Origin of the sequence: Bacteroides sp. 214, from assembly GCF_010501015.1 — a bacterium.
GTDB lineage: Bacteria > Bacteroidota > Bacteroidia > Bacteroidales > Bacteroidaceae > Bacteroides.
In genome coordinates this window covers 1-22,205 of record NZ_QVML01000016.1, presented here as the reverse complement: position 1 = coordinate 22,205, position 22,205 = coordinate 1, and the positions used below count along the sequence as shown (strand labels likewise).

General features: G+C 38.7%; 16 protein-coding genes. 9 read left to right on the top strand and 7 right to left on the bottom strand.

Annotated features, from left to right (window positions below; genetic code table 11):
• Positions 1-6: 6 nt before the first annotated feature.
• The 4 genes from D0T50_RS11080 to mutY all read right to left on the bottom strand — a co-directional run bounded on the left by D0T50_RS11080 (position 7) and on the right by mutY (position 4,176).
• The gene (locus D0T50_RS11080) at positions 7-627 is read right to left on the bottom strand and encodes a 4'-phosphopantetheinyl transferase superfamily protein (protein ID WP_163223599.1); all 621 of its coding nucleotides are present in this window, start codon (positions 625-627) and stop codon (positions 7-9) included.
• Positions 614-1,942 (bottom strand): gliding motility-associated protein GldE, encoded by a 1,329-nt coding sequence (gldE, locus tag D0T50_RS11075; RefSeq protein WP_163223598.1) that lies wholly within the window; start codon positions 1,940-1,942, stop codon positions 614-616. The genes D0T50_RS11080 and gldE overlap by 14 nt, the downstream gene beginning before the upstream one ends.
• A gap of 89 nt (positions 1,943-2,031) precedes the next feature.
• Entirely contained in the window at positions 2,032-2,478 is a 447-nt protein-coding gene (locus D0T50_RS11070; RefSeq protein ID WP_163223597.1) for a single-stranded DNA-binding protein, read from the bottom strand.
• Positions 2,479-3,117: 639 nt separating this feature from the next.
• Positions 3,118-4,176 (bottom strand): A/G-specific adenine glycosylase, encoded by a 1,059-nt coding sequence (gene mutY / locus D0T50_RS11065; RefSeq protein WP_163223596.1) that lies wholly within the window; start codon positions 4,174-4,176, stop codon positions 3,118-3,120.
• A gap of 162 nt (positions 4,177-4,338) precedes the next feature.
• Here mutY and D0T50_RS11060 point away from each other — a divergent pair, with 162 nt between their 5' ends.
• The 3 genes from D0T50_RS11060 (at position 4,339) to D0T50_RS11050 (ending at position 8,890) form a co-directional block, all read left to right on the top strand.
• Positions 4,339-4,623: an HU family DNA-binding protein gene (locus D0T50_RS11060; RefSeq protein WP_163223595.1), complete on the top strand. Its 285-nt coding sequence runs from the start codon at positions 4,339-4,341 to the stop codon at positions 4,621-4,623.
• A 224-nt stretch (positions 4,624-4,847) separates the two neighbouring features.
• Positions 4,848-6,422 carry an Rne/Rng family ribonuclease gene (locus tag D0T50_RS11055; RefSeq protein ID WP_163223594.1) on the top strand — a complete coding sequence of 525 codons (1,575 nt, stop codon included), beginning with the start codon at positions 4,848-4,850 and terminating at the stop codon, positions 6,420-6,422.
• Between the two features lie 278 nt (positions 6,423-6,700).
• Positions 6,701-8,890 (top strand): glutamine synthetase III, encoded by a 2,190-nt coding sequence (locus D0T50_RS11050; protein WP_163223593.1) that lies wholly within the window; start codon positions 6,701-6,703, stop codon positions 8,888-8,890.
• A 211-nt stretch (positions 8,891-9,101) separates the two neighbouring features.
• Here the strand turns inward: D0T50_RS11050 and D0T50_RS11045 are convergent, their stop codons facing one another.
• A complete protein-coding gene (locus tag D0T50_RS11045) occupies positions 9,102-9,671 on the bottom strand; it encodes a DUF308 domain-containing protein (RefSeq protein WP_163223592.1) in 570 nt (189 codons plus the stop codon).
• A gap of 217 nt (positions 9,672-9,888) precedes the next feature.
• On the opposite strand from D0T50_RS11045, the gene D0T50_RS11040 reads away from it, so the two are divergent.
• From D0T50_RS11040 to D0T50_RS11015, 6 genes are all read left to right on the top strand, one after another.
• Positions 9,889-10,944 carry an asparaginase gene (locus D0T50_RS11040; RefSeq protein WP_163223591.1) on the top strand — a complete coding sequence of 352 codons (1,056 nt, stop codon included), beginning with the start codon at positions 9,889-9,891 and terminating at the stop codon, positions 10,942-10,944.
• Positions 10,945-11,087: 143 nt separating this feature from the next.
• Positions 11,088-11,453 carry a PleD family two-component system response regulator gene (locus D0T50_RS11035; protein ID WP_163223590.1) on the top strand — a complete coding sequence of 122 codons (366 nt, stop codon included), beginning with the start codon at positions 11,088-11,090 and terminating at the stop codon, positions 11,451-11,453.
• 14 nt (positions 11,454-11,467) lie between these two features.
• The gene (locus D0T50_RS11030; RefSeq protein WP_163223589.1) at positions 11,468-12,640 is read left to right on the top strand and encodes a sugar transferase; all 1,173 of its coding nucleotides are present in this window, start codon (positions 11,468-11,470) and stop codon (positions 12,638-12,640) included.
• A 22-nt stretch (positions 12,641-12,662) separates the two neighbouring features.
• On the top strand, positions 12,663-13,820 hold the full coding sequence (locus tag D0T50_RS11025) for a glycosyltransferase family 2 protein (RefSeq protein WP_163223588.1): 1,158 nt from the start codon (positions 12,663-12,665) through the stop codon (positions 13,818-13,820).
• 14 nt (positions 13,821-13,834) lie between these two features.
• Positions 13,835-14,464 carry a DapH/DapD/GlmU-related protein gene (locus D0T50_RS11020; protein ID WP_163223587.1) on the top strand — a complete coding sequence of 210 codons (630 nt, stop codon included), beginning with the start codon at positions 13,835-13,837 and terminating at the stop codon, positions 14,462-14,464.
• Between the two features lie 292 nt (positions 14,465-14,756).
• A complete protein-coding gene (locus tag D0T50_RS11015) occupies positions 14,757-16,604 on the top strand; it encodes a fimbrillin family protein (protein ID WP_163223586.1) in 1,848 nt (615 codons plus the stop codon).
• Between the two features lie 21 nt (positions 16,605-16,625).
• Here D0T50_RS11015 and D0T50_RS11010 read toward each other — a convergent pair whose 3' ends face one another.
• The gene (locus tag D0T50_RS11010) at positions 16,626-17,477 is read right to left on the bottom strand and encodes an AraC family transcriptional regulator (RefSeq protein ID WP_163223585.1); all 852 of its coding nucleotides are present in this window, start codon (positions 17,475-17,477) and stop codon (positions 16,626-16,628) included.
• Between the two features lie 44 nt (positions 17,478-17,521).
• Positions 17,522-21,859, bottom strand: coding sequence for a hybrid sensor histidine kinase/response regulator transcription factor (locus D0T50_RS11005; protein WP_163223584.1), 4,338 nt, complete (start codon positions 21,857-21,859; stop codon positions 17,522-17,524).
• Between the last annotated feature and the right edge of the window lie 346 nt (positions 21,860-22,205).

The window sequence follows — 22,205 nt, the reverse complement described above, 5'->3', positions numbered from 1 at the left end:
TTATCATTACAACATCCATGTCATGACAAAGTCGGAATCCAGCAAATAATACATAATAAATGTTTGATTTTGTGTTGTTCGTGTTTCAAAAACAATAAAGGAAGTATCTCCAAAAGGAGTAGGTTCTATATGCAAATGCTCCTTGAAGTCTACATTTGATTCTCCAATATACTTAAACATAGATTCTTTAGCAGACCAAATCAACAGCCTGCACGTAGTAGAGTTTTCACTAAAGTCAGCTTCCTCTGGCGACAAAAATCTGGGGGCAACTTTATGAATTCGTTCGCTACACCGTTCTATATCAACAGCAACCTTTTTTGTTGGACTAAGAATTACCGCGACATAACCTTTTGTGTGAGAAATACTAACATAAGCTGAGCCATCAGGCAGATAGGGTTTTCCATTGGGGTAATACGCTATCTTTACCAATCTTCCCAATAGCTTGTAAAAAAGCAACCGCACTGTAACCCATTCTATTTTACGATATTCAGAAGAAAAAGTATCCAATTCACTCTGATACATTTCACCTCCATCTGGAAACATAGCAAGCAATTCAGGTAGAGTTTCAGTTAGTTTCCAAATAGCCCATTTGTAATCTGCCTCTACTCTACTTTTATAAATCGGCATGTATTACAAACTTAACCTTAAGGATTCTACGATTATCCAGTTCCAGGACTTCAAATTCATAATTTTCGTACGTAAGTTTCTCGTGAATTTTAGGAAATTCCCCTTTGATTTCGAGTAATAATCCCGCAACGGTATCTGCGTCACCACACAAGTGATCAAAGGTTTCTTCGTCTATCCGCGTAATTTTATAAAAATCCGTAAGTTGAGTTTTTCCTTCAAATACCCAGGTATGATCATTTAATATAGCATATGTACGTTCTTCGTCATCATACTCATCATGTATTTCGCCTACAATTTCTTCAATGATGTCTTCCATAGTAATAATACCCGAAGTTCCACCAAACTCATCGACTACAATAGCAATGTGTATCCTATTCTTCTGAAAATCACGTAGCAGGTCATCAATCATTTTTGTTTCAGGAACAAAATAAGCAGGACGAATAAGCGACTGCCAACGAAACGAGTCTCCTTTATTTATATGCGGAAGCAAATCCTTTATATACAACACCCCTTTAATATTGTCGCGAGAACCTGAATAAACCGGGATACGCGAATAGGCATTATCAATAACACATTGAATAACATCTCTATAAGGTGTTTTAATATCTAAGTCAACCACATCAAGTCGTGAAGTCATTACCTCTTTGGCTGTTTCAGCACCAAACTTTACAATCCCTTCGAGGATCGTATTTTCTTCGGATATCTCATCTTTGTCAGTAAGTTCAAGCGCTTGCGATAGTTCACTGATAGAGATGCCACGTTCTTTTCTCACGACGTGTTTATTTAGAAATGTAGAAGAATGCATTAACAGTGTAGCTAACGGATAAAATAGTTTTTCAAAAAACAACACACCGGAAGCCGCAAAACGCGCAAACGGCAATACTTTTTGAGCAGAGAATACTTTAGGCATAATCTCTCCAAACAACAGCAATAAAAAGGTTAATACAACACTAAGAATCAGAAATTCGGCTAATGGAGAAGAGAAATTAAAGATGCCCATAAAAAAGAAATTACAGAGCATAATAATCGTCACATTAACAAAGTTATTCGTAATGAGTATTGTTGCCAAGAGTCGCTCGGTATTATCCAATAACTTACTGATTTTATCGTCGGATGGATGCTTTCGGGCATCTATTTCATTTTTATCAAAAGGGGATAGCGAGAAGAAAGCAATTTCTGAAGCGGAAGCAAAACCCGAAACTAACAGCAAAATAACCGCTAGCCCAATAGCTACAAGTTCTGCAAAAGAGGGAGGATTTACCGATATACTATTAAAAAAATCTGCCAACCGGCGTAAATAATCGTCTGAGTCCAAGGAAAACATTTTTTAGTTACTACTATATGTTACTCAAAATCACAACAGTTAAACACTCTGTTAACTGCTATGATTTTACTGTAACACTATTAAAAAGGCAAATCATCCGCCGACGTATTAGTGGCAGGCGCCGCCTGTGGTGATGTTGCAGGCTGAGCCGGAGCTGTCGCAGGTTGAGTTTGCGGTGCGCCGGGAGCAGTACTTTTCGAAGATAGCATTTCCATATTGTCTACAAAAATCTCTGTTATATATCTTTTCACTCCAGCTTGATCATCGTAAGAACGAGAACGTATCTTACCTTCTACGTAAAGTTTATCTCCTTTGCGAATGTATTTCTCCGCAGTTTCGGCAAGACCTCTCCAAAGAACAAGATTGTGCCATTCTGTTCTTTCGGGCACTTGCGTCCCATTTGCCAAGGTATAGGCTCTATCCGAAGTCGCCAATGAAAGTGAAGCAACCGCTACACCGCTTTCCGTATATCTTACTTCGGGATCTTTCCCTACATTTCCTAATAGTATTACTTTGTTTACCGACATAGTAGTTTATTAATAAAGTGTATAATATTTATTTGAGTTCAAAAATAAACAGAATAAAAACATTCTGCAAGCATCATTTGTTTTAATATCAAAAAAATCACAAAACTACCCGTTGGCGGAATTAATTCCTCTATAGGATGACCAGTCACGAGCCATAAGATGACGAACCATCTGCCATAGGCACACGGAGCATGAACCTATGGCAGACGACGCACGAGCCATAGGCTGACAGGGCGTGAGACTATGGCTGACAGGTGCATTTAACTAAGAGCTTTAGGCCATCTCCTTTTCTGACTGATTTTCACTTCACTTCTGACTGATTTTCATCTCATTTCTGACTGTGTTTTGCTTCACTTTTGACTGTGTTTTTACCACAAAAACAGTCAGGAAATTGCTTGTGAAGACCCTGTGAAGGATTAAATAGGGGTGGCTTCACACGCAACTTGCTTACTATCAATTGCTTACAGCAATATGTGAATGTGAAGGCCTATTTACTAAAACTACATTTAGAATGTATATTAAGCTGTTGGGCTGGTTAAATATGCACTAATTAATTCCGTCAACGGGCACAAAAGTTTTAATGGTTATCCACAATCAGTTTATCCACTTACATCTTAGAGTGCACAAGTACACTCAAAGCTATTCAAGCGAAAGTAAAAAGTTATGTATCAAACGAGGAACAGCGTAATCATCAATTTCATCACGCCTTATTTTTTTGTATGCAGAAAAAGAACGAGCATTTTCAGGAAGAATAACTTCATAAAAATTAGCATAAATAATCTGATGCGACAACACATGTTTATGACCTGAGGAAAGCAAACGAACAATCGGTTTTTCCGAAGCGTTAACCAATGTATAAAAAGCATCCGAAGCAACAAAAGCATCCGCACTTAGCATAACCTCTGTTTCAACCAACGGCAATTCATAAAGGCCCTTCCATATATCATTCGCTGCACGTCTATGTATAAACGTATACGCGCCTGCGCGTACGTATATATAATTAAAGAAGCGGTCTTTTGTTTTTAATTTGTTTTGCTTAACTGGAAGTTTAGCTACAGCAGCACTTGCATAAGCCACACACCCATCAATCATCGGACAGCTTCCACAATCCGGAGAATTCGGCACACACTGCAAGGCTCCAAACTCCATAATGGCTTGATTATAAGTTGCCGGTCTCGATTTATCCATTAGTTCATCCGCCAATGCGGCAAATATTTTTTTCCCTTGCGTTGAATCAATTGGCACATCTACACCTAAATAGCGAGCAAGCACCCGGTAGACATTACCATCTACAACAGCATAAGGCATATTGTAAGCAAAAGAACAGATAGCTGCAGCCGTATACTCCCCTACTCCTTTCATTGCCAGAACTTCGGAATATGTTCGTGGAAACACACCTTTCAGTTTTTTTGCTGCAGCATGAAGGTTACGAGCGCGAGAGTAATATCCTAAACCTTGCCAATATTTCAGCACTTCATCCTCTTCGGCAGCAGCTAACGTCGTCAAATCTGGGAATCGTTCTATAAAGCGCACAAAATAATCATACCCCTGAGCCACTCTTGTTTGTTGAAGAATTATCTCCGAAATCCAAATAACATATGGGGTTGTGACATCCCTCCAAGGCAATTCACGTTTATTCAATTCATACCACTCGATAACCCTTGTCGAGAACAAAGACCTATTTATTTGTTTACCCATACAATATTTATATCACAAAAGAGAAGCGAAGTTACTCTTACTAAAGGATTTATCAAAAAATAATAGGAATATATTTTTTTGGAAGAGCAAAAAGCCATATATTTGCAGTCCGAAAAAATAGGATTATATACAGATTATAAATAACAATCAATAGATATAGAAATGACAAAAGCAGATATTGTAAATGAGATTGCAAGAAACACAGGATTAGAGAAGACTGAGGTTCTTACTACAATAGAAGCATTTATGGAAACCATAAAGAGTTCTTTGGCGAAAGATGAGAACGTATATCTTCGTGGATTTGGTAGTTTTATTGTGAAGAAAAGAGCACAAAAAATCGCTCGTAATATTTCCAAGAATACAACTATCGTAATTCCGGAACACAACATTCCATCATTTAAGCCAGCCAAGTCTTTTGGTGAATTACTTAAAGAAGAAAAGAAATAAATATATTATTAACTGATTAAAAAAATAAAGCTATGCCAAGCGGAAAGAAGAAAAAAAGACATAAAATGTCTACGCATAAGCGCAAGAAAAGACTAAGAAAGAACAGACATAAAAATAAAAAATAATTTTTAGTCTGAGAAAATACACAAAGAACAAACTTGCAAGGTTACACCTTGAGGTTTGTTCTTTGTGTTAGTAATTATGTGAATCTAAATAATAAAAAAGTGACAAGTGAACTTGTAGTAGATGTACAACCCAAAGAAGTCTCCATAGCTCTGCTTGAAGATAAGAGTCTGGTGGAACTTCAAAACGAAGGAAGAAGTGCTTCTTTCGCTGTGGGTAACATGTATTTAGGACGCGTCAAAAAGTTGATGCCCGGACTAAATGCTTGTTTTGTAGATGTTGGCTATGAAAAGGACGCTTTTCTTCATTATTTAGACTTAGGACCTCAATTTAACTCATTAGAGAAGTTCGTAAAGCAAACTTTAAGCAACAAGAAAAAGCTTAGCCCCATTACTAAAGCAAACATCCTCCCCGACATTGACAAAGATGGCACCATCGCAAACATTCTTAAAGTTGGTCAGGAAGTAATAGTACAGGTGGCAAAGGAACCCATTTCTACGAAAGGACCAAGACTCACTTCCGAGATATCATATGCCGGAAGATACCTCATTTTAATACCTTTCAACGATAAAGTTTCTGTATCCCAAAAAATTAAATCAAGTGAAGAGCGTGCACGTCTTAAGCAACTACTTCAAAGTATTAAGCCCAAAAATTTTGGTGTAATAGTACGAACTGTAGCCGAAGGCAAACGTGTAGCCGAACTTGATACCGAGCTTAAGTTATTGCTGAAACATTGGGAAGAGAGCATGGTAAGAGTCCAAAAGGCAACAAAATATCCCACATTAATATATGAGGAGACAAGCCGAGTGGTAGCCATGTTGCGTGATTTATTTAATCCATCCTTTGAAAACATCCACGTAAACGACGAGACCGTGTTTAACGAGATAAAAGATTATGTATCTCTTATCGCACCCGAACGGGCAAGCATCGTAAAACATTACAAAGGAAACCTTCCTATTTTTGACAACTTCGGCATTACCAAACAAATCAAGTCCTCGTTTGGCAAAACAGTATCTTACAAGAGTGGCGCGTATCTTATCATAGAACATACCGAAGCACTCCATGTAGTAGATGTAAATAGCGGAAATCGCGCCAAGAACGCCAACGGACAAGAAGCCAACGCCCTTGAAGTAAACCTAGGAGCTGCCGACGAGTTGGCACGCCAACTACGACTGAGAGATATGGGCGGCATCATTGTTATTGACTTCATAGACATGGGACATGCCGAAAATCGTCAGAAAGTATACGAACGAATGACTGCTAACATGCAGAAAGATAGAGCAAGACACAACATCCTTCCACTTAGCAAATTCGGATTGATGCAAATTACGCGTCAACGAGTGCGTCCAGCCATGGACGTAAATACATCCGAAGATTGCCCCACGTGTTTTGGCAAAGGAACGATAAAATCGTCCATCCTGTTCACTGATATGTTAGAGAGTAAAATTGGCTACTTAGTCAACAAATTGAAGATAAAGAAATTTTCATTGCACATCCATCCATTCATTGCCGCCTATATAAACAAAGGCTTTTTCTCATTAAAGAGACAATGGCAAATGAAGTATGGATTTGGGATTAAAATTATACCCAACCAAAGCTTAGCTTTCTTGGAGTATAAGTTCTATGAATCCTCCGGAGAAGAGGTAGATATGAAAGAAGAATTGGATAATAAATAACAAGAATAGGCTATCTCATTACGGGATAGCCTATTCTTTTAGATATAAGTAATACATTCGTTTATGACTCCTTTTTAGGCACCGTATGACGCACATGACGTGAAATATTCATGAAAAACGGAGATTCGGATGATAGCACAAAGACAGCAATAGAAGAAATTCGTTTGCTAAAAGAAAGAAAATTAAAAGAAAACATTGAGTTAGCTACAAAACTTCAATGCAAATGAATAATTTTGTGGCTGATAAAGAATACTATCAATAAACAAGCATGTAATGTTATGTCAAAACTGAGATTCAGAGTCGTAGAAAGAGCTTTTAAAAAGAAAGCTGTTGAAGTGCCCACACCCGCAGCACGCCCATCGGAATACTACGCCATGTATGTATTCAACCGCGAAAAAATGTTTAAGTACCTACCCAGCAAAGTGTACGAGAAACTAATCGATGTAATAGACAATGGTGCAACCCTCGACCGTAACATCGCCAACGACGTAGCAAAAGGAATGAAGAACTGGGCTATGGAAATGGGTGTCACCCACTACACGCACTGGTTCCATCCCTTAACCGAAGGTACTGCCGAAAAGCACGATGCTTTCGTGGAACACGATGGCAAAGGTGGTGTGCTTGAAGAATTTTCAGGAAAACTGCTTGTACAACAAGAGCCAGACGCATCGAGTTTCCCCAATGGTGGTATTCGAAACACATTTGAAGCACGTGGATATACAGCCTGGGATCCATCATCACCCGCATTTATCATAGATGATACACTGTGTATTCCTACAATCTTCATCTCCTACACTGGCGAATCACTTGACTACAAAGCTCCTTTGCTAAAATCGCTTCATGCCGTAAACACGGCAGCATTGGATGTTTGCCGTTATTTTTACTCCGACGTAAAAAAGGTATTTACCAACCTCGGCTGGGAGCAAGAGTACTTTCTTATTGACGAAGACCTGTACGCTGCTCGTCCAGATCTATTGCTTACTGGTCGCACGTTGATGGGACACGACAGCGCCAAAAATCAACAGTTGGAAGACCACTATTTCGGTGCTATACCTATGCGCGTGGCAAGCTTTATGAAAGATTTGGAAATAGAGGCTCTTAAATTGGGCATCCCTGTTAAAACCCGCCATAATGAAGTAGCACCCAATCAGTTTGAGCTGGCACCTATTTTTGAAGAATGTAACTTAGCCATCGACCACAACATGTTAGTAATGTCGTTGATGCGTAAAATATCGCGCCGTCACGGTTTCCGTCTGCTGCTGCACGAGAAACCTTTCAAAGGCGTAAATGGCTCGGGCAAACACAACAATTGGTCTCTTGGTACAGACACCGGTGTGTTATTGATGGCACCGGGTAAAACACAAGAAGAAAACCTACGCTTCATCACCTTTGTAGTAAATAGCCTGATGGCAGTTTACAGACATAACGGTTTGTTAAAAGCGAGTATTTCCAGTGCCACAAATGCACATCGCTTAGGCGCTAACGAGGCTCCTCCTGCAATCATTTCGTCTTTCCTTGGCAAGCAACTGTCACAAGTACTCGACTATATTGAGTCCAGCGACAAGGATGAGTTGGTAAATGTAGCTGCCAAGACCGGCCTGAAACTCGACATTCCACATATCCCCGAACTGATGATCGATAACACCGACCGTAACCGCACCTCGCCTTTTGCATTCACCGGAAATCGCTTTGAGTTCCGCGCAGTAGGTTCTGAAGCAAACTGCGCTTCGGCTATGATTGCACTCAACACAGCCGTTGCCGAACAACTTATTTTCTTCAAGAAGGATGTAGATATGCTCATTGCAAAAGGTGAACCCAAAATATCTGCCATCCTCGATGTTATTCGCAAGTACATCAAGATTTGCAAGCCCATTCACTTTGACGGAAATGGTTATAGCGACGAATGGAAAGAAGAGGCGGCACGTCGTGGACTGGATTGCGAAACCAGTGTACCACTCATTTTCGACAATTACCTCAAACCCGAGAGTGTCGCTATGTTTGAGACAGCTGGCGTTATGACCAAGAAAGAGCTTCAAGCGCGTAACGAGGTAAAGTGGGAAACCTATACAAAGAAAATTCAAATCGAATCACGCGTGTTGGGCGACTTGGCTATGAATCACATCGTACCCGTTGCCACCCAATACCAAACAGACCTTATTAATAATGTGTCACAACTAAAAAACCTGTACCCAGATGGGAAATGGCAAAAACTATCTGCCAAGAATCTGGAACTCATAGAGGAAATAGCCGAACACACCGCCTACATCAAAGAACATGTAGATAGCATGGTAGAATCTCGCAAAGCCGCTAACCGGATAGATCACGAACGCGAAAAAGCAATCGCCTATCATGACAACATCGCACCAATGCTCGACGAAATTCGCTACCATATTGATAAACTTGAGTTGATTGTAGACAACGAAATGTGGACACTTCCTAAATACAGAGAGTTACTGTTTATCCGATAGAAATTATCACTATAAACACACAAAAAGAGTATAATACACAATGTTATGCTCTTTTTTTGGAAAGGATTCAAGCCTATGGATCACCGACCATCAGCTTATGGCTGACAGGTCGTGAGCTTATGGCTGACGGGGCATGAGCCTATGGATGAAGGGTCGTGAGCCTATGGACGAAAGGTCATGAGCCATAGGTAGAGGGAGCATGAGACTATGGCTAATCTTCAAGGATATGCGCATCTTCTATATCGCCTTTCTTATCGATAACTGTAGGTTTACGGTTGGTAAAGCGAAGGTAGTTAAACAGTTCGGAAAGCGCATAGACTAACACCGATATGCCGGCAATGATGAATATGGTTTCTTGCGAGTCGCGCGGACTAAGCAAAATAAACAGTCCGGCAAGCAGAATCAGTACAGGTGTAATGTAAAAACCTGCCGACACACTCGTCCATTTACGTGCCGAGAACAAGCCTATCATTTGCTGAAGACCACCAAGCAGCAACACAAAACCCAATATATACATCAATATATTAATGAAAAAGCCCGGTGCCATAATAAGCCACAGCCCCAGCAACAAACTGCCCAACCCTGCAACAGGAAAATAACGAGGTGTATCGTTTTTGCTCTTAGCAAAAAAGCCTATCAGCGAAAAAACACCCGGTACGATAAACAGCACACCTACTGTTATTACTAAATAATCGGCTGCCATGCCCGGCCAAATAACCAACACCAACCCCACTACAAGTGCACAGATAATGCGTATCAATGAGCTGTTTACTGTTTTCATATAAGTTCCTCCTATTTTTATTAGTATGCGAATCTACAAATATAACAACACGCGCCCGATTTTGTAAGAGAAAAAGCATATATTTTCTCTAAAAATACTTCATTTTGTCTTTTTGCCACAACAAACACTAAAATCAAACTAAATATCGAACAACAAAAGCCTTGTATTAAAAACAAATACCTATATTTGCTATCAAAATAACACATTCAGCAACAAGATGAAGACAAGTTATCCTTCCGTACTACTCATATACACTGGCGGAACAATCGGCATGATTGAGAATCCGGACACTGGCGTGTTGGAAGCTTTTAATTTCAACCATTTGCTTAAGCATGTTCCTGAGTTGAAAAAATTCAATTACCAAATTGTATCTTATCAGTTTGATCCCGCCATTGATTCATCCGATATAGAACCATCACACTGGGCCAAATTGGTAAAGATCATCAATCACAACTATGAAAAATTCGATGGATTTGTTATACTTCATGGAACCGATACTATGGCGTATACAGCATCTGCCCTTAGTTTTATGCTTGAAAACCTTAGCAAGCCCGTCATTCTGACTGGCTCTCAACTACCTATTGGCACACTGCGAACCGATGGAAAAGAAAACCTAATTACTGCCATAGAAATCGCAACAACCAAAAACGCAGATGGTACAGCAGTAGTTCCGGAAGTGTGTATTTTTTTCGAAAACCATTTGATGCGCGGAAACAGAACCAGTAAAATAAATTCAGAAGATTTCAATGCGTTTCGTTCTCACAATTATCCAATTTTGGCACGTGCAGGAATACACATCAAGTACGAACCAGATAGAATACGAAAGGCAGATCCATCAAAGCCATTGATACCTCATTACCTATTCGACACTAATGTTGTTATATTAACACTGTTCCCCGGCATAAGTAAAGATGTAGTTACCGCAGTGCTCCATGCTCCTAAAATCAGAGCAGTTATTCTTAAAACTTATGGAACAGGAAATGCCCCACGCAAAGATTGGCTCATCAATTTATTAAAAGAAGCCACAGAAAGAGGTATTGTTATTGTCAACATCACTCAGTGCAGTTCTGGCTGTATAGAGATGGAACGTTATGAAACTGGCATTCAATTATTACAAGCTGGAGTCATCAGTGGATACGACAGCACGGTAGAATCGGCTATAACCAAGTTGATGTATTTATTAGGACATAATTACAGTCAAGAAGAGATAAGAAAAAAGATGTATACCGACCTTGCCGGAGAAATAACATTTCCTGCATATCACTTTAGATAAAATCTCATTAAAGCACTAATTAAACACCCACATTTATAGCTGTTTTTGAGATTAAAATAAAAAAAAGAAGCTATTCCTAAAAATATATTATATATTTGCATCAAGAAGATAACAATTTGCTCACATAATACATTGCCTGAAGTATGAAAAAAAGAATTATGCTAATAGATGACAAAGCTTCAATAGCCAAAGTTGTATCAATCTATCTAAGCAAAGATTATGATTTCACCTATTTTGAAAACCCAATAAAAGCCATTGAATATCTTCAGGGGGGTGACTTTCCTGATTTAATTATTTCGGACATACGCATGCCGGAAATGATGGGAAACGACTTCTTACGTTATATGAAAAAGAATGAACTGTTCAAATCCATTCCAATTATCATGCTCTCCAGCGAGGAAAGTACAACCGAAAGAATTAAGCTATTGGAAGATGGAGCAGCAGACTACATTCTTAAGCCATTCAATCCAATGGAACTAAAAGTGCGTATAAAGAAAATTATTGATTAAGTTAACTCTCCTATATGCAGCACCTTATTTATATAGGGAAAGATAAAGAGTGTATTAAGAATTTTTCGACTTCGAAAGAAAGGACGTTTTATGCTGTATCCGGCTTTAATAAGTTCCTTACAGTTTTTGATGCCATAAGAGAGAAGAACGAAATTGTCGTTTTTTATGAAAATGCCAGCAAAGGAAAAAACCTCGCTGACATTAAAAGAATTAAAAGTAAAGCTCCCGGAGGATATATAGCTCTAGTTGCAGATTCACTACCGCAAGAAGATAATATAGAGTACCTGAAGGCCGGTATCAATAATATTGTTTCGCCAACCGCAGACATTAAGACTATTGATGAGATTTTCAGCTTTATTGAGCAACGCAACATAGAGCACGCGCATCAAAAGTACAGCGGACAAGATGCAATTCATAAATTTAAGCTCCCATTCTGGAAACGTTGTTTCGACATTCTCTTTTCGGGAGCTGCCATTTTATTTTTGTCGCCACTTCTTATTATTACCGCCTTAGCTATCCGATTGGAAAGTAAAGGTGCTGTGATTTACAAATCAAAACGTGTTGGAAGCAACTATAAAGTGTTTGACTTTTTAAAGTTCCGCTCCATGTATACCGGTGCAGACAAACATCTCAAAGATTTCAACAACCTCAATCAATATCAAGGAGAAGAAGAAGAGGAAGAAAATCTTATTGTAGAAACGGGAGACATGCTATTTGGCGATGATGATGATTTAGATTTAGAAAATATCGTTCTAATCTCGGATGACTTTGTTATTGACGAAAACGCATATATCAACAAGAAATCAAAAGATCAGAAAAATTCATTCGTAAAGCTAGAGAATGACCCACGTATCACTAAGGTAGGGCATATTATTCGTAAATATAGCATTGACGAGTTACCGCAGCTAATTAACATCCTCAAAGGAGATATGTCTGTTGTAGGAAACCGCCCTCTCCCACTTTACGAAGCAGAGCTATTAACAAGTGACGAATATATAGATCGCTTCATGGCTCCTGCCGGATTAACAGGACTTTGGCAAGTAGAGAAACGAGGAGATGCAGGTAAAATGTCGGCAGAAGAACGCAAACAATTAGATATAAAATACGCAAAGACCTTCTCTTTCTGGTTAGATGTACGTATTATCTTAAAAACATTTACTGCGTTTATCCAAAAAGAAGACGTATAATTTATAAAAAGCTGACATGATCATGGAAACAATCATTCAGGTAGTCGATTATATCCTCTACTTTTGCATGGGGATAACAGTTCTTTATTTGTTTATATTCGCTGTGGCATCAAAATTCAAAAGAAAGAACAAGTACCCCAAAACAGACAATCTGCACAGATATGCAGTATTGTTTCCTTCTTACAATGAAGATAAAGTTATCTTAGAATCTGTTACAACTTTTCTCAGGCAAACATATCCAGCCGATAAATACGATGTGATTGTTATATCTGACCACATGACGGAGAAAACAGACAACGAATTAAGAGAAGCAGGAGCTACTGTTCTTAAAGCAACTTATCAAGATAGTTCAAAAGCCAAGGCTCTTCAGTTAGCGATGAATTCGTTAGACGAAACGTTATACGATGGCGTTGTTATTATGGATAGCGACAACATTGCCGGATCCTCTTTTTTGCATGACGTTAATAAAGCATTTGATAAGGGATGCCAAGCTATCCAGACACATAGAACAGCAAAAAACAAAAACACAAACACCGCTATGCTGGATGCCGCCAGTGAAGAGATAAACAACTCAATTTTCAGAAGAGGGCATGTAAACATAGGGTTGTCATCAGCACTTATTGGCTCAGGTATGGTTTTTGACTATCACTGGTTCAAGAAAAACATTCTTACGGTTTCAACCGCTGGAGAAGATAAAGAGCTGGAAGCCTTGTTGTTGAAACAAAAAATATTCATTGAATACCTTGAACAAGTTCATGTGTATGACGAAAAAATAGCTAAAGACGATGCTTTTTACAATCAACGCAGACGTTGGTTAGCAGCTAATTATGGAATTTTGGCACACACCTTCGCCGACCTTCCAAAAGCAATCTTCACCGGCAACTGGAGCTATTGCGATAAAATTTTCCAGTGGATGCAGCTTCCACGAGTTATATTATTAGTTGGCATTGGATTTCTTTCATGCCTTATTACATTATATAGTTGGCAAATGTCCCTAAAATGGTGGAGTCTATTACTGTTTTTAATGGTTACATTAGTTATTGCTATCCCTAACTATCTAATGAACAAGGAATTATTACGTTCAGTTTGCAAAGTCCCCAAGTTGGGATTCCTTATGTTTCTCAATCTATTCCGTTTAAGAGGTGTAAATAAGAAATTCATTCATACGGATCACGAATAAAAATCACAATAATTATGAACACTCAACGCCTTAAAGAAAGAATTAAAGAAAACCCTAAGCTAAAAAAGCTAGTTCTTGACTTTATTATGCACCCAATAAAAACTAGACCACAGTGGTGGATACGCCTATTTATGTTCACATATATCAAAAAAGGAAAAAAATCCATCATATATAGAAGTGTAAGAAAAGATTTGCCTCCATTTAATAGATTCTCCTTAGGAGAATATTCTGTCGTTGAAGACTATTGTTGCTTAAATAATGCTGTAGGGGATTTACTTATTGGTAATCATGCCCGTATTGGATTAGGAGCAACAATTATTGGTCCTGTAAAAATCGGGAATTACTCTCATATTGGACAGAGTTCTACGTTAAGTGGACTTAATCATGACTTTGAGGATATAAGTAAACCAATATTCACCCAAGGGGTAACAACGGGGCAAATAATAATAGAAGATGATGTCTGGGTTGGAGCCAATGCGGTTATTCTTCCTGGTGTAACCATCGGCACACACAGTGTGGTAGCTGCCGGTAGCGTAGTAAGCCAATCCATTCCACCTTACTCGGTTTGCGCAGGAGTTCCTGCTAGAGTATTAAAAACATATGATTTTGATGCAAAAGAATGGGTAAAAGTAGCTAAGAAGTAACTACTTCTTGGTAACACTTTTGATAATATACCCAGTTTAAGGGATTTCTAATTAATCAGAACTTCCCTATCTTTGCAAAATCAGATTTAATTAGTTCAATCATAATTTTATTACGTAACCATTTAAGTAAAATAAATAGGACCTTGTCGAAGTGATTCGCCAAGGTCTTTTTATTAGTAAAAGAGTCGTAGATAAACATTTATTAAAAAATATTTCTTAATATGCTTGTTTATTTGCTAATTAATATTGTACATTTGCAGCTCATTACTAACAATATAAAAACTAAGAAATCATGAAAATTTCTATCTGTTCATGGGTCATGCTATGCCTTAGCATTTCAGTCATGACCTCGTGTGTAAACAACATTCCAAGTGAAAAATCCGAAAAAGGAAGAATCCCTATTGGCATTTCTGCTAAAGTCAAACAAGAGAAAACAAGAGTTACTGACACAGCTTTCGAAGAGAATGATGCTATCGGTTTATATGTCACCATTCAGCCAAACACGCTGGAAGATGAGATTTTCATAAGCAACACCAAATTCGTTAATAGTAATCAGGTTTTTACTCCCGAAACAACAAAATACTACCCCGAAGAAAGCGCTATCTGTGATTTCATAGCTTATTATCCATACAAGAAAAAAGGAATTACAGCAGGAACAACTATAATGGATATAACAACAAAAGCAAACCAATCCGAGTGGAGTTCATATTCTATATCTGATTTTCTTACAGCCAAAAACAGTGGAATTGAAGCGACAAAGGATTTTATAAGCATGCAGTTTGACCACAAACTATGCAAAATAAACATTCGCCTAAAGCCGGGAGAAAGTCATACTCCAGCAACTCTTTTAGAATCAAAACCAAGCATCAAACTTGTTGATATATACAGTAAAGCTACTTATGATTTTTCTGCTGATGAGTTTAGCAACCAAAGTAGTATAACAGATATAACTCCATATGGAGAGTGGGAAATAGGCGAAAACGAGTTAGTTGGAAAATGCGCTCTAATCATTCCACAAACATTTAATGCGAAACAAACATTTATAGAAATCGAAGTAAATGAAGAAACGTTCAGAGCAGTAGTTGAAGAAGAGCATGTCTTGGAAAGCGGAAAATCCTTTGATTATCAGATAACACTAGCCGAAAAACTCGCAGTCTCTATTAGTCCAAGTGTAAACGGTTGGGAAGAACCCACTCAGAAAGAAGAAAAAGCTAAGCAAACAACAGTAACAACATCAATATCAATTAATGACCTCCCTTTCTTGAAATCTTCGATTTACAATGTTTTTAGCGGAGGGGTTAAAGTTGCAGAAATCTGCAAAGAATACCTTGTTGGAACCAGTATTACCGCCCAAGCTATTGTGGCCTACCCAACCGCAAAGAACAAAACAAACCTAGCAAAAGGAATCGTGCTAAAAATAATAAACGAAACTGAAGAAAAACATGGAGGGAGCTTAGCTTGGAACACCTCTACCAATACATTTACCTACACTGCAGGCACCTCTTCTCCAATAGAAAAAATTTATATAGCAAAAGACAGCACACTCTGTTTATCCCAGCCAGAAGAGATGCTGTTCATTGACTGTAAAGAATTTACACTCACCGATATACGTGGAACAGAAAGCATCACCTATCCAATTACCAAAATAGGCACACAATATTGGATGGCAGCTAATCTGCAAACGACCAAATACTCGGACGGAACAGCTATTGCACTAAAAGATGATTTTACAGGAACAACAGCAAGGGTTTGTACTCCCGATAATGAGTTTTACTATTACAATATCGCCACTATATCAACGGGGTTAATAGCGCCCAACGGCTGGAGAGTTAGTAGCTCAACAGACTGGGGTACACTGAAAACATACATAGTAAATAATTGTGCAGCTCTAAAAAAAGGCGAAGCATGGAAAACATCAGGACAACCCGCCACGAATCTAACCGGATTCAACATTGATCCTATCGGTTTGTACAACAAGAGTTTTACCAATAGTATTTTTGCAGGATATTGGAGTATGAAGAATGGCTCATCCAGCGAAGCCGAAAAAACCATTATGCTCAGCAGCACAAACAATTCCATAAACGAAGGAGCAGTAACTAATGCATCACTTGGAATTGCCATAAGGTGTATTAAAGAGTAAATCCCTCAAAAGCAATATGAGCTACAACATAATCTGCTTATATTGCGTGGGGGTATAACCGGTGGTTTTCTTAAAGACTTTGTTAAAATACGAAATCGTATCAAATCCACACTCTGTACTAATTTGCACAATGCTCATATCATCCAGAACTAAGAGTTTGCAGGCATGGCTTATTCGCATATCCAATATGTATTTTGTAAGCGATTTACTGGTTTTACTTTTAAAGAAACGACAAAAGGCTGATGGATTCATTGCAGCAAGTGAAGCAACCTCCGCCAGTTCAATGTGTTTTGTGTAATTCTTATTCAGGTAAGAGATAATTTTGTCAATGCGTGCCATATCAAGAATGGGCGCATTGGCATAATCTGTAGTCGAGATAACCTGTCGCGTTGTTATTTCAGACATTTCTTTCAACAACTGCAAAAGTGAAGTTATCTGGTCTATACCTGTTTCATTGGGAAGTGCATCTAACAACTTCACTAACTGTTTGGAGCATCCGGCAGGAAAATAAATTCCCTGTTGAGCCTCTTCAAGCAGTTTTTTTACCTTTATAAATTGCGGATAATGATTGATGGAGTAATGCATAAAATCTTTTTCGAACTGCACAATCGTTCCTTTTACACGCAGTGAATTATCGAGCGCATGAAACACTTCATCACTTTTCATATAATGTGGCAGCGAAGAACCAAACAAAATCACATCACCGGCAACAAACGTTGCGATGCGATTGCCTACAAAACGTTTCCCATAACCTTCTTTTACCAACATAACTTCATACTCCGAATGAAAATGCCATGGGTAAGTAAAGTGTTTATAATCAAAGAAACGCGCTATAATGGGCGATGCCTCTGAAATAGGCAACTGCTCATTCATTATATTTTTCTTAGGCAGCGTCATACAGTAACTCGCTCAAAGAATTATTCTTCTGGCGTTCCAAATGAATTTTTATATTCACTTGGTGTCATTCCAATATGCTTTTTAAAACATTTCCCAAAGTATTTCGGATCGTTAAAGCCAGTCATATAAGCTATCTGCGAAAAGTTATACACATTGCTTTCTATAAGCTGAGCAGCACGCTTGATTCGTATTTCACGAATAAAATCAACAGGGGCCATTCCCACAATCGACTTCAGTTTGCGATAGAAAACGGTTCGGCTAAGCATCATCTTATCTGCAAAATCGTCTATTATAAGGTCTGGATTATCCATATTTGCTTCCAAGAACTCGATTACTTGGTTCATAAATTGCTCGTCATGTGGCATAACTTCGGGCTTAGACGGATTCCAATCTTTTGCCCCGTTAGTTTCTGTTTTGGCAGACAAGCGGTCAACAAATATCTCTTGCAATTGCTTACGTTGAGCAAACAACGCAGCCACCTTAGTCTTGAGGTAAGTTGTACTAAAGGGTTTAGTTATGTAATCGTCTACACCTTGCTCCAGTGCTAAGATTCTATCATCAAGCGAAGATTTGGCTGAGAGCAAAACAATAGGTATATGGCGAATATCGTTGTTCTCCTTAATTTTTTTAATCATCTCCAACCCATCCATAACCGGCATCATCACATCCGATATAATCATATCCGGAATGGTCTTAGCCGCCAGCTTCAGGCCCTCTTCCCCATTTACAGCTTGCAATACGGTGTAGTTTCTCGACAAGATAGTCCGCAGTAGGTTTCGTAGTTCTTGATTATCTTCTACGACCAGAATTGTTGGTCTTTCGTCATCATTAATTTCAGTATCCACCACAGGAACAATCACCTCTTCTGCATCGGGTTCGCTTTGCATCACATCCGTAAGGATTAGTTCCGCTTGCTCGTCATCTTCATAAACACTTTTATCCAAAGGCAAAGTTATACTAAAACAACTTCCCTTGCCAAGTTGACTTTTCACCTCAATATTGCCATGATGCATATCGACGAGTTCTTTTACCAACGACAAGCCTATACCCGATGAAGGTTGCAGCATATTATACTTACTTACAGTTTCAAACCGTTTGAAGAGTGATTCAAGCTTTTCAGGTGCGATACCAATACCTTCATCAATCACCGACACAACTACCTCCTTCTCTTTCTTCTCCACTTTTACCGTAACACTCTTGCCCGGCAGAGTATATTTAAACGCATTTGATAAGAGATTAAAAATCATTTTCTCTACTTTATCACGATCCAACCAGACAAACAACTCTTCTTGATTGGCTTGCAATGAGAACTGCATTTGATTTTCTTCGGCAACCGAACTGAAGCTTTCTGTTATTTTCATTAAGAAAGCAACTAACTCTGTTTCTTCAATCATCAGTTTCATTTTCTTATTCTGTATCTTACGAAAATCGAGAATCTGATTGACTAAACGTAGCATACGCTCGGTGTTCTTACGAACTACCGTAAGATGTTCCCGCGCAGTTGATGATAACTTTTCGCTTTCAAGCACCTCGGTAAGTGGAGTCGAGATAAGTGTAAGCGGGGTGCGCAATTCATGCGATATATCAGTAAAGAACTTCAGCTTGATATTGGATAGTTGTTGTTCCATATCCACCTGATTTCTTAAACGGTATATATAGAAGAACACGTAAATAATGATTAGTGTAAACAAAATGAAGCTAACTGTATAAATAAGCCACGCCCAAGGCGTTTCCCAAAAGGTAGGGACTACATTGACCAATAACGTACGCGTATTATCTACCCATACGCCATCACTATTGGTTGATTTCACCTTCAGTTTGTATTGCCCCGGCGGAAGATTTATGTATCTCGCCTGACGATTACGATCGCTATAGTTCCAGTCATCTTCCAGTCCTTCCAGTTGATATGCATAATTGAGGTTATAAGGGCGCAAAAAGTCCAACGCAGCAAAAATAACCGTAAAGTTTCTTCCTGACTTCCGCAACTTAACCTCCTCCAGATTATCAACAGATGTAGCATAAGGCACACTGTTGATACGTAGATCCGTTAGCATAACAGGTGGTACATATTCATTTTTCCGCATTTCTTCTGGATAAAATTCCAGCACTCCCATATCTGTACCAAATACAAGCTGCCCGGCAGCATTAACAGTAGGTATAGCTTCGGTTATATTCATTTTCTGCCGCAAGAACCGTGTGTCGTAGTTATCAAACAACTCTGTTTCCGAATCAAACTTAGAAAGCGAGTTTTCGGTTGCTACCCAAAGACCACCATCCTCGTCTTCCAACATTGAAAGCACCAAATCAGAGTGCAAGCCTTCATGAATAGAGTAATTCTTGAATGTGATGGATTCACTAAGCAAATTGTTTGTTAGTATTTTATTTATTCCCCCTGTAAATGACAACACAAAAATTTCTTTTTTACTATTCATGTAAATATGCATCACATCGCTACCCACCAAGCTTTCGCGCTCGTCACTCTTGGGCACATTCTTATAGAACTTTATTTCTTCGGGATAATCAAAATTATTAGAGAAAGTAAGCAACCCGAAAGTAGTTCCCAGCATCATCACACCATCTTCTGCTTCTGTAATATAACGAATATTATTGAACTGATTCATGGGGAAATTCTTCAATTTATTACGATGACTAATAAACTGCACATCACCATCCAATGATTCTTTCAGCATGTTGATGCCTCCACCGTATGTACCTACCCAAACATTGTGTTTTGAGTCGGTAAATATGGTATATATATCGTTGCTACTGATACTATAAGGAGATTCGGAATCATATTGAAAGTACTCAATTGTGTACTTCATATCCGTACGCTTTCCTAAGCGTACAAGCCCGGCCGTCTTTGTTCCCATCCAGATATTTCCTCCTTCGCTTTGAGCAAAACAGTAAATAAGTGAAGGAAACTGCACTTTTTCTTTTGTAATATTTCCGCGTGAGTCAAAATATCCCAATAATGTTCCGTCAGGATTATATATCCTAATGTATCCACTCTTCGAGGCTACCCATAACCGTTGGCTTTCATCCCGATAAAGAGCCCTAACCTCAAATCCATCTTCCAACTGCTTCAGCGTGTAATTTTGTGGGAAGAAAGACATTTTCTTTATACCACGCGCACTCACCAGCCAAGCATTTCCCTGCCTGTCTTTGAAACAGAAACGCACCAATGGTGCAAACAAAGATTTCGGATTACCCGGATCGGTATAATAATGTTTTAATTGTTTCTTCTCACGGTCATAATAGCTCAGATTTCCATCATGAGGAATTACCCACAACACACCTTCATTCGTTTCAAATAGCAAGCGGCGATTATTGCGCTCATACTTCACCACTTCATGTTCAGGGGTATATAAGTGTTGTTTTTCGTTTGTTTCCAAATTCACACGAACCACACCTTTCCCATTGGAATATACCCAAATCTCTCCATGACTATCTTCAAACAAAGCAATAGCTTGCGACAAAGGTTGCGTAGCTGTTCGTATATCAATGAGGCGGAATGACTTGCTTTTTGGGTCATACAATACAATTCCTTTGTTGGAAGCTAACGCTATATATCCGCTTTTCAAAACAACGAGAAATCCCACTCGCCCAATATCAAACGGTGCTTCGATAAACCGAACACTCTTGGTTTGTTCGTCATAGTAAGCCAGGTTTTCGGAAGTAGAAACTAAGTAAACCACCCCGTTGTACTCACCAATAGATTTGAATGGGAAGTCGCTATCTACCTTTTTCTGCCCAACAACCGTTACTCCTTTATCGGTAAGTATCCACTCATCACCTTGCGAATCTTTGAATATGGTATATACATTCTCGCCCTTCAGATTTTCGGAAAACGTACTGTAAAGTTCTATACCATCGCTTTCTTTGTATTTCTTTTCGTCTACGCGGTAGCAATAACCCTTATCGCACACAAGCCAGGCTATACCACCCGGAAGTGAATAGATACTGGCTACCTGATTATTTCTCTTTATCTCCTCTTCGAGAGGTCGAAGCACGTCATAAAATTCCTCCGTATACGTATCAAAAATATAAGCACGTTTATCGTATGTCTGACACCAGATATCACCATAAGCCGTTTCAACAATATGTGTGATACGATTACTGGAAAGTGTTGATTCCTTATTTGCCGATGCTTTGAAATTCTTAAACGTATAACCATCAAATTTATTTAAGCCTCCGCGAGTGGCAACCCACATGAAGCCTTTCTTATCTTGTATTACTTCGGTAACGATATCTTGTGGAAGTCCGTCTTCTATGGTATATTCATCTATATGGCAAATAGGAGTTTGAGCATTCGCCATTAACGCAAGAAGCAAAAAAAAGAGTAGGGTTAGTTGTTTCATAACTATCACAGTGTTGTTCATCCGATACAAATATAGATATAAAATCATTAGTGATATTCATTTGATGGGTATTTTATCACTCTAACAAGTTAGGTTAACACATAAGAAGCACTGCATTGTAACCGTCATGTCACTGCATTATTAAGTCATTTGTTGTGTCATAATTATCTCTTCACATATGTGATGATATATCGGCACAGCTGTGAAGATATATCGTCACAATTGTGAAGAGATATCATCACATATGTGAATGACTTATACTGAAAGTGGTTGTCAGTTTTTACTGCTTGTTACTAAAAAGGTTGTCGCAATATATCTTTTCATTCTAAAAAGGTTGTCATTCATA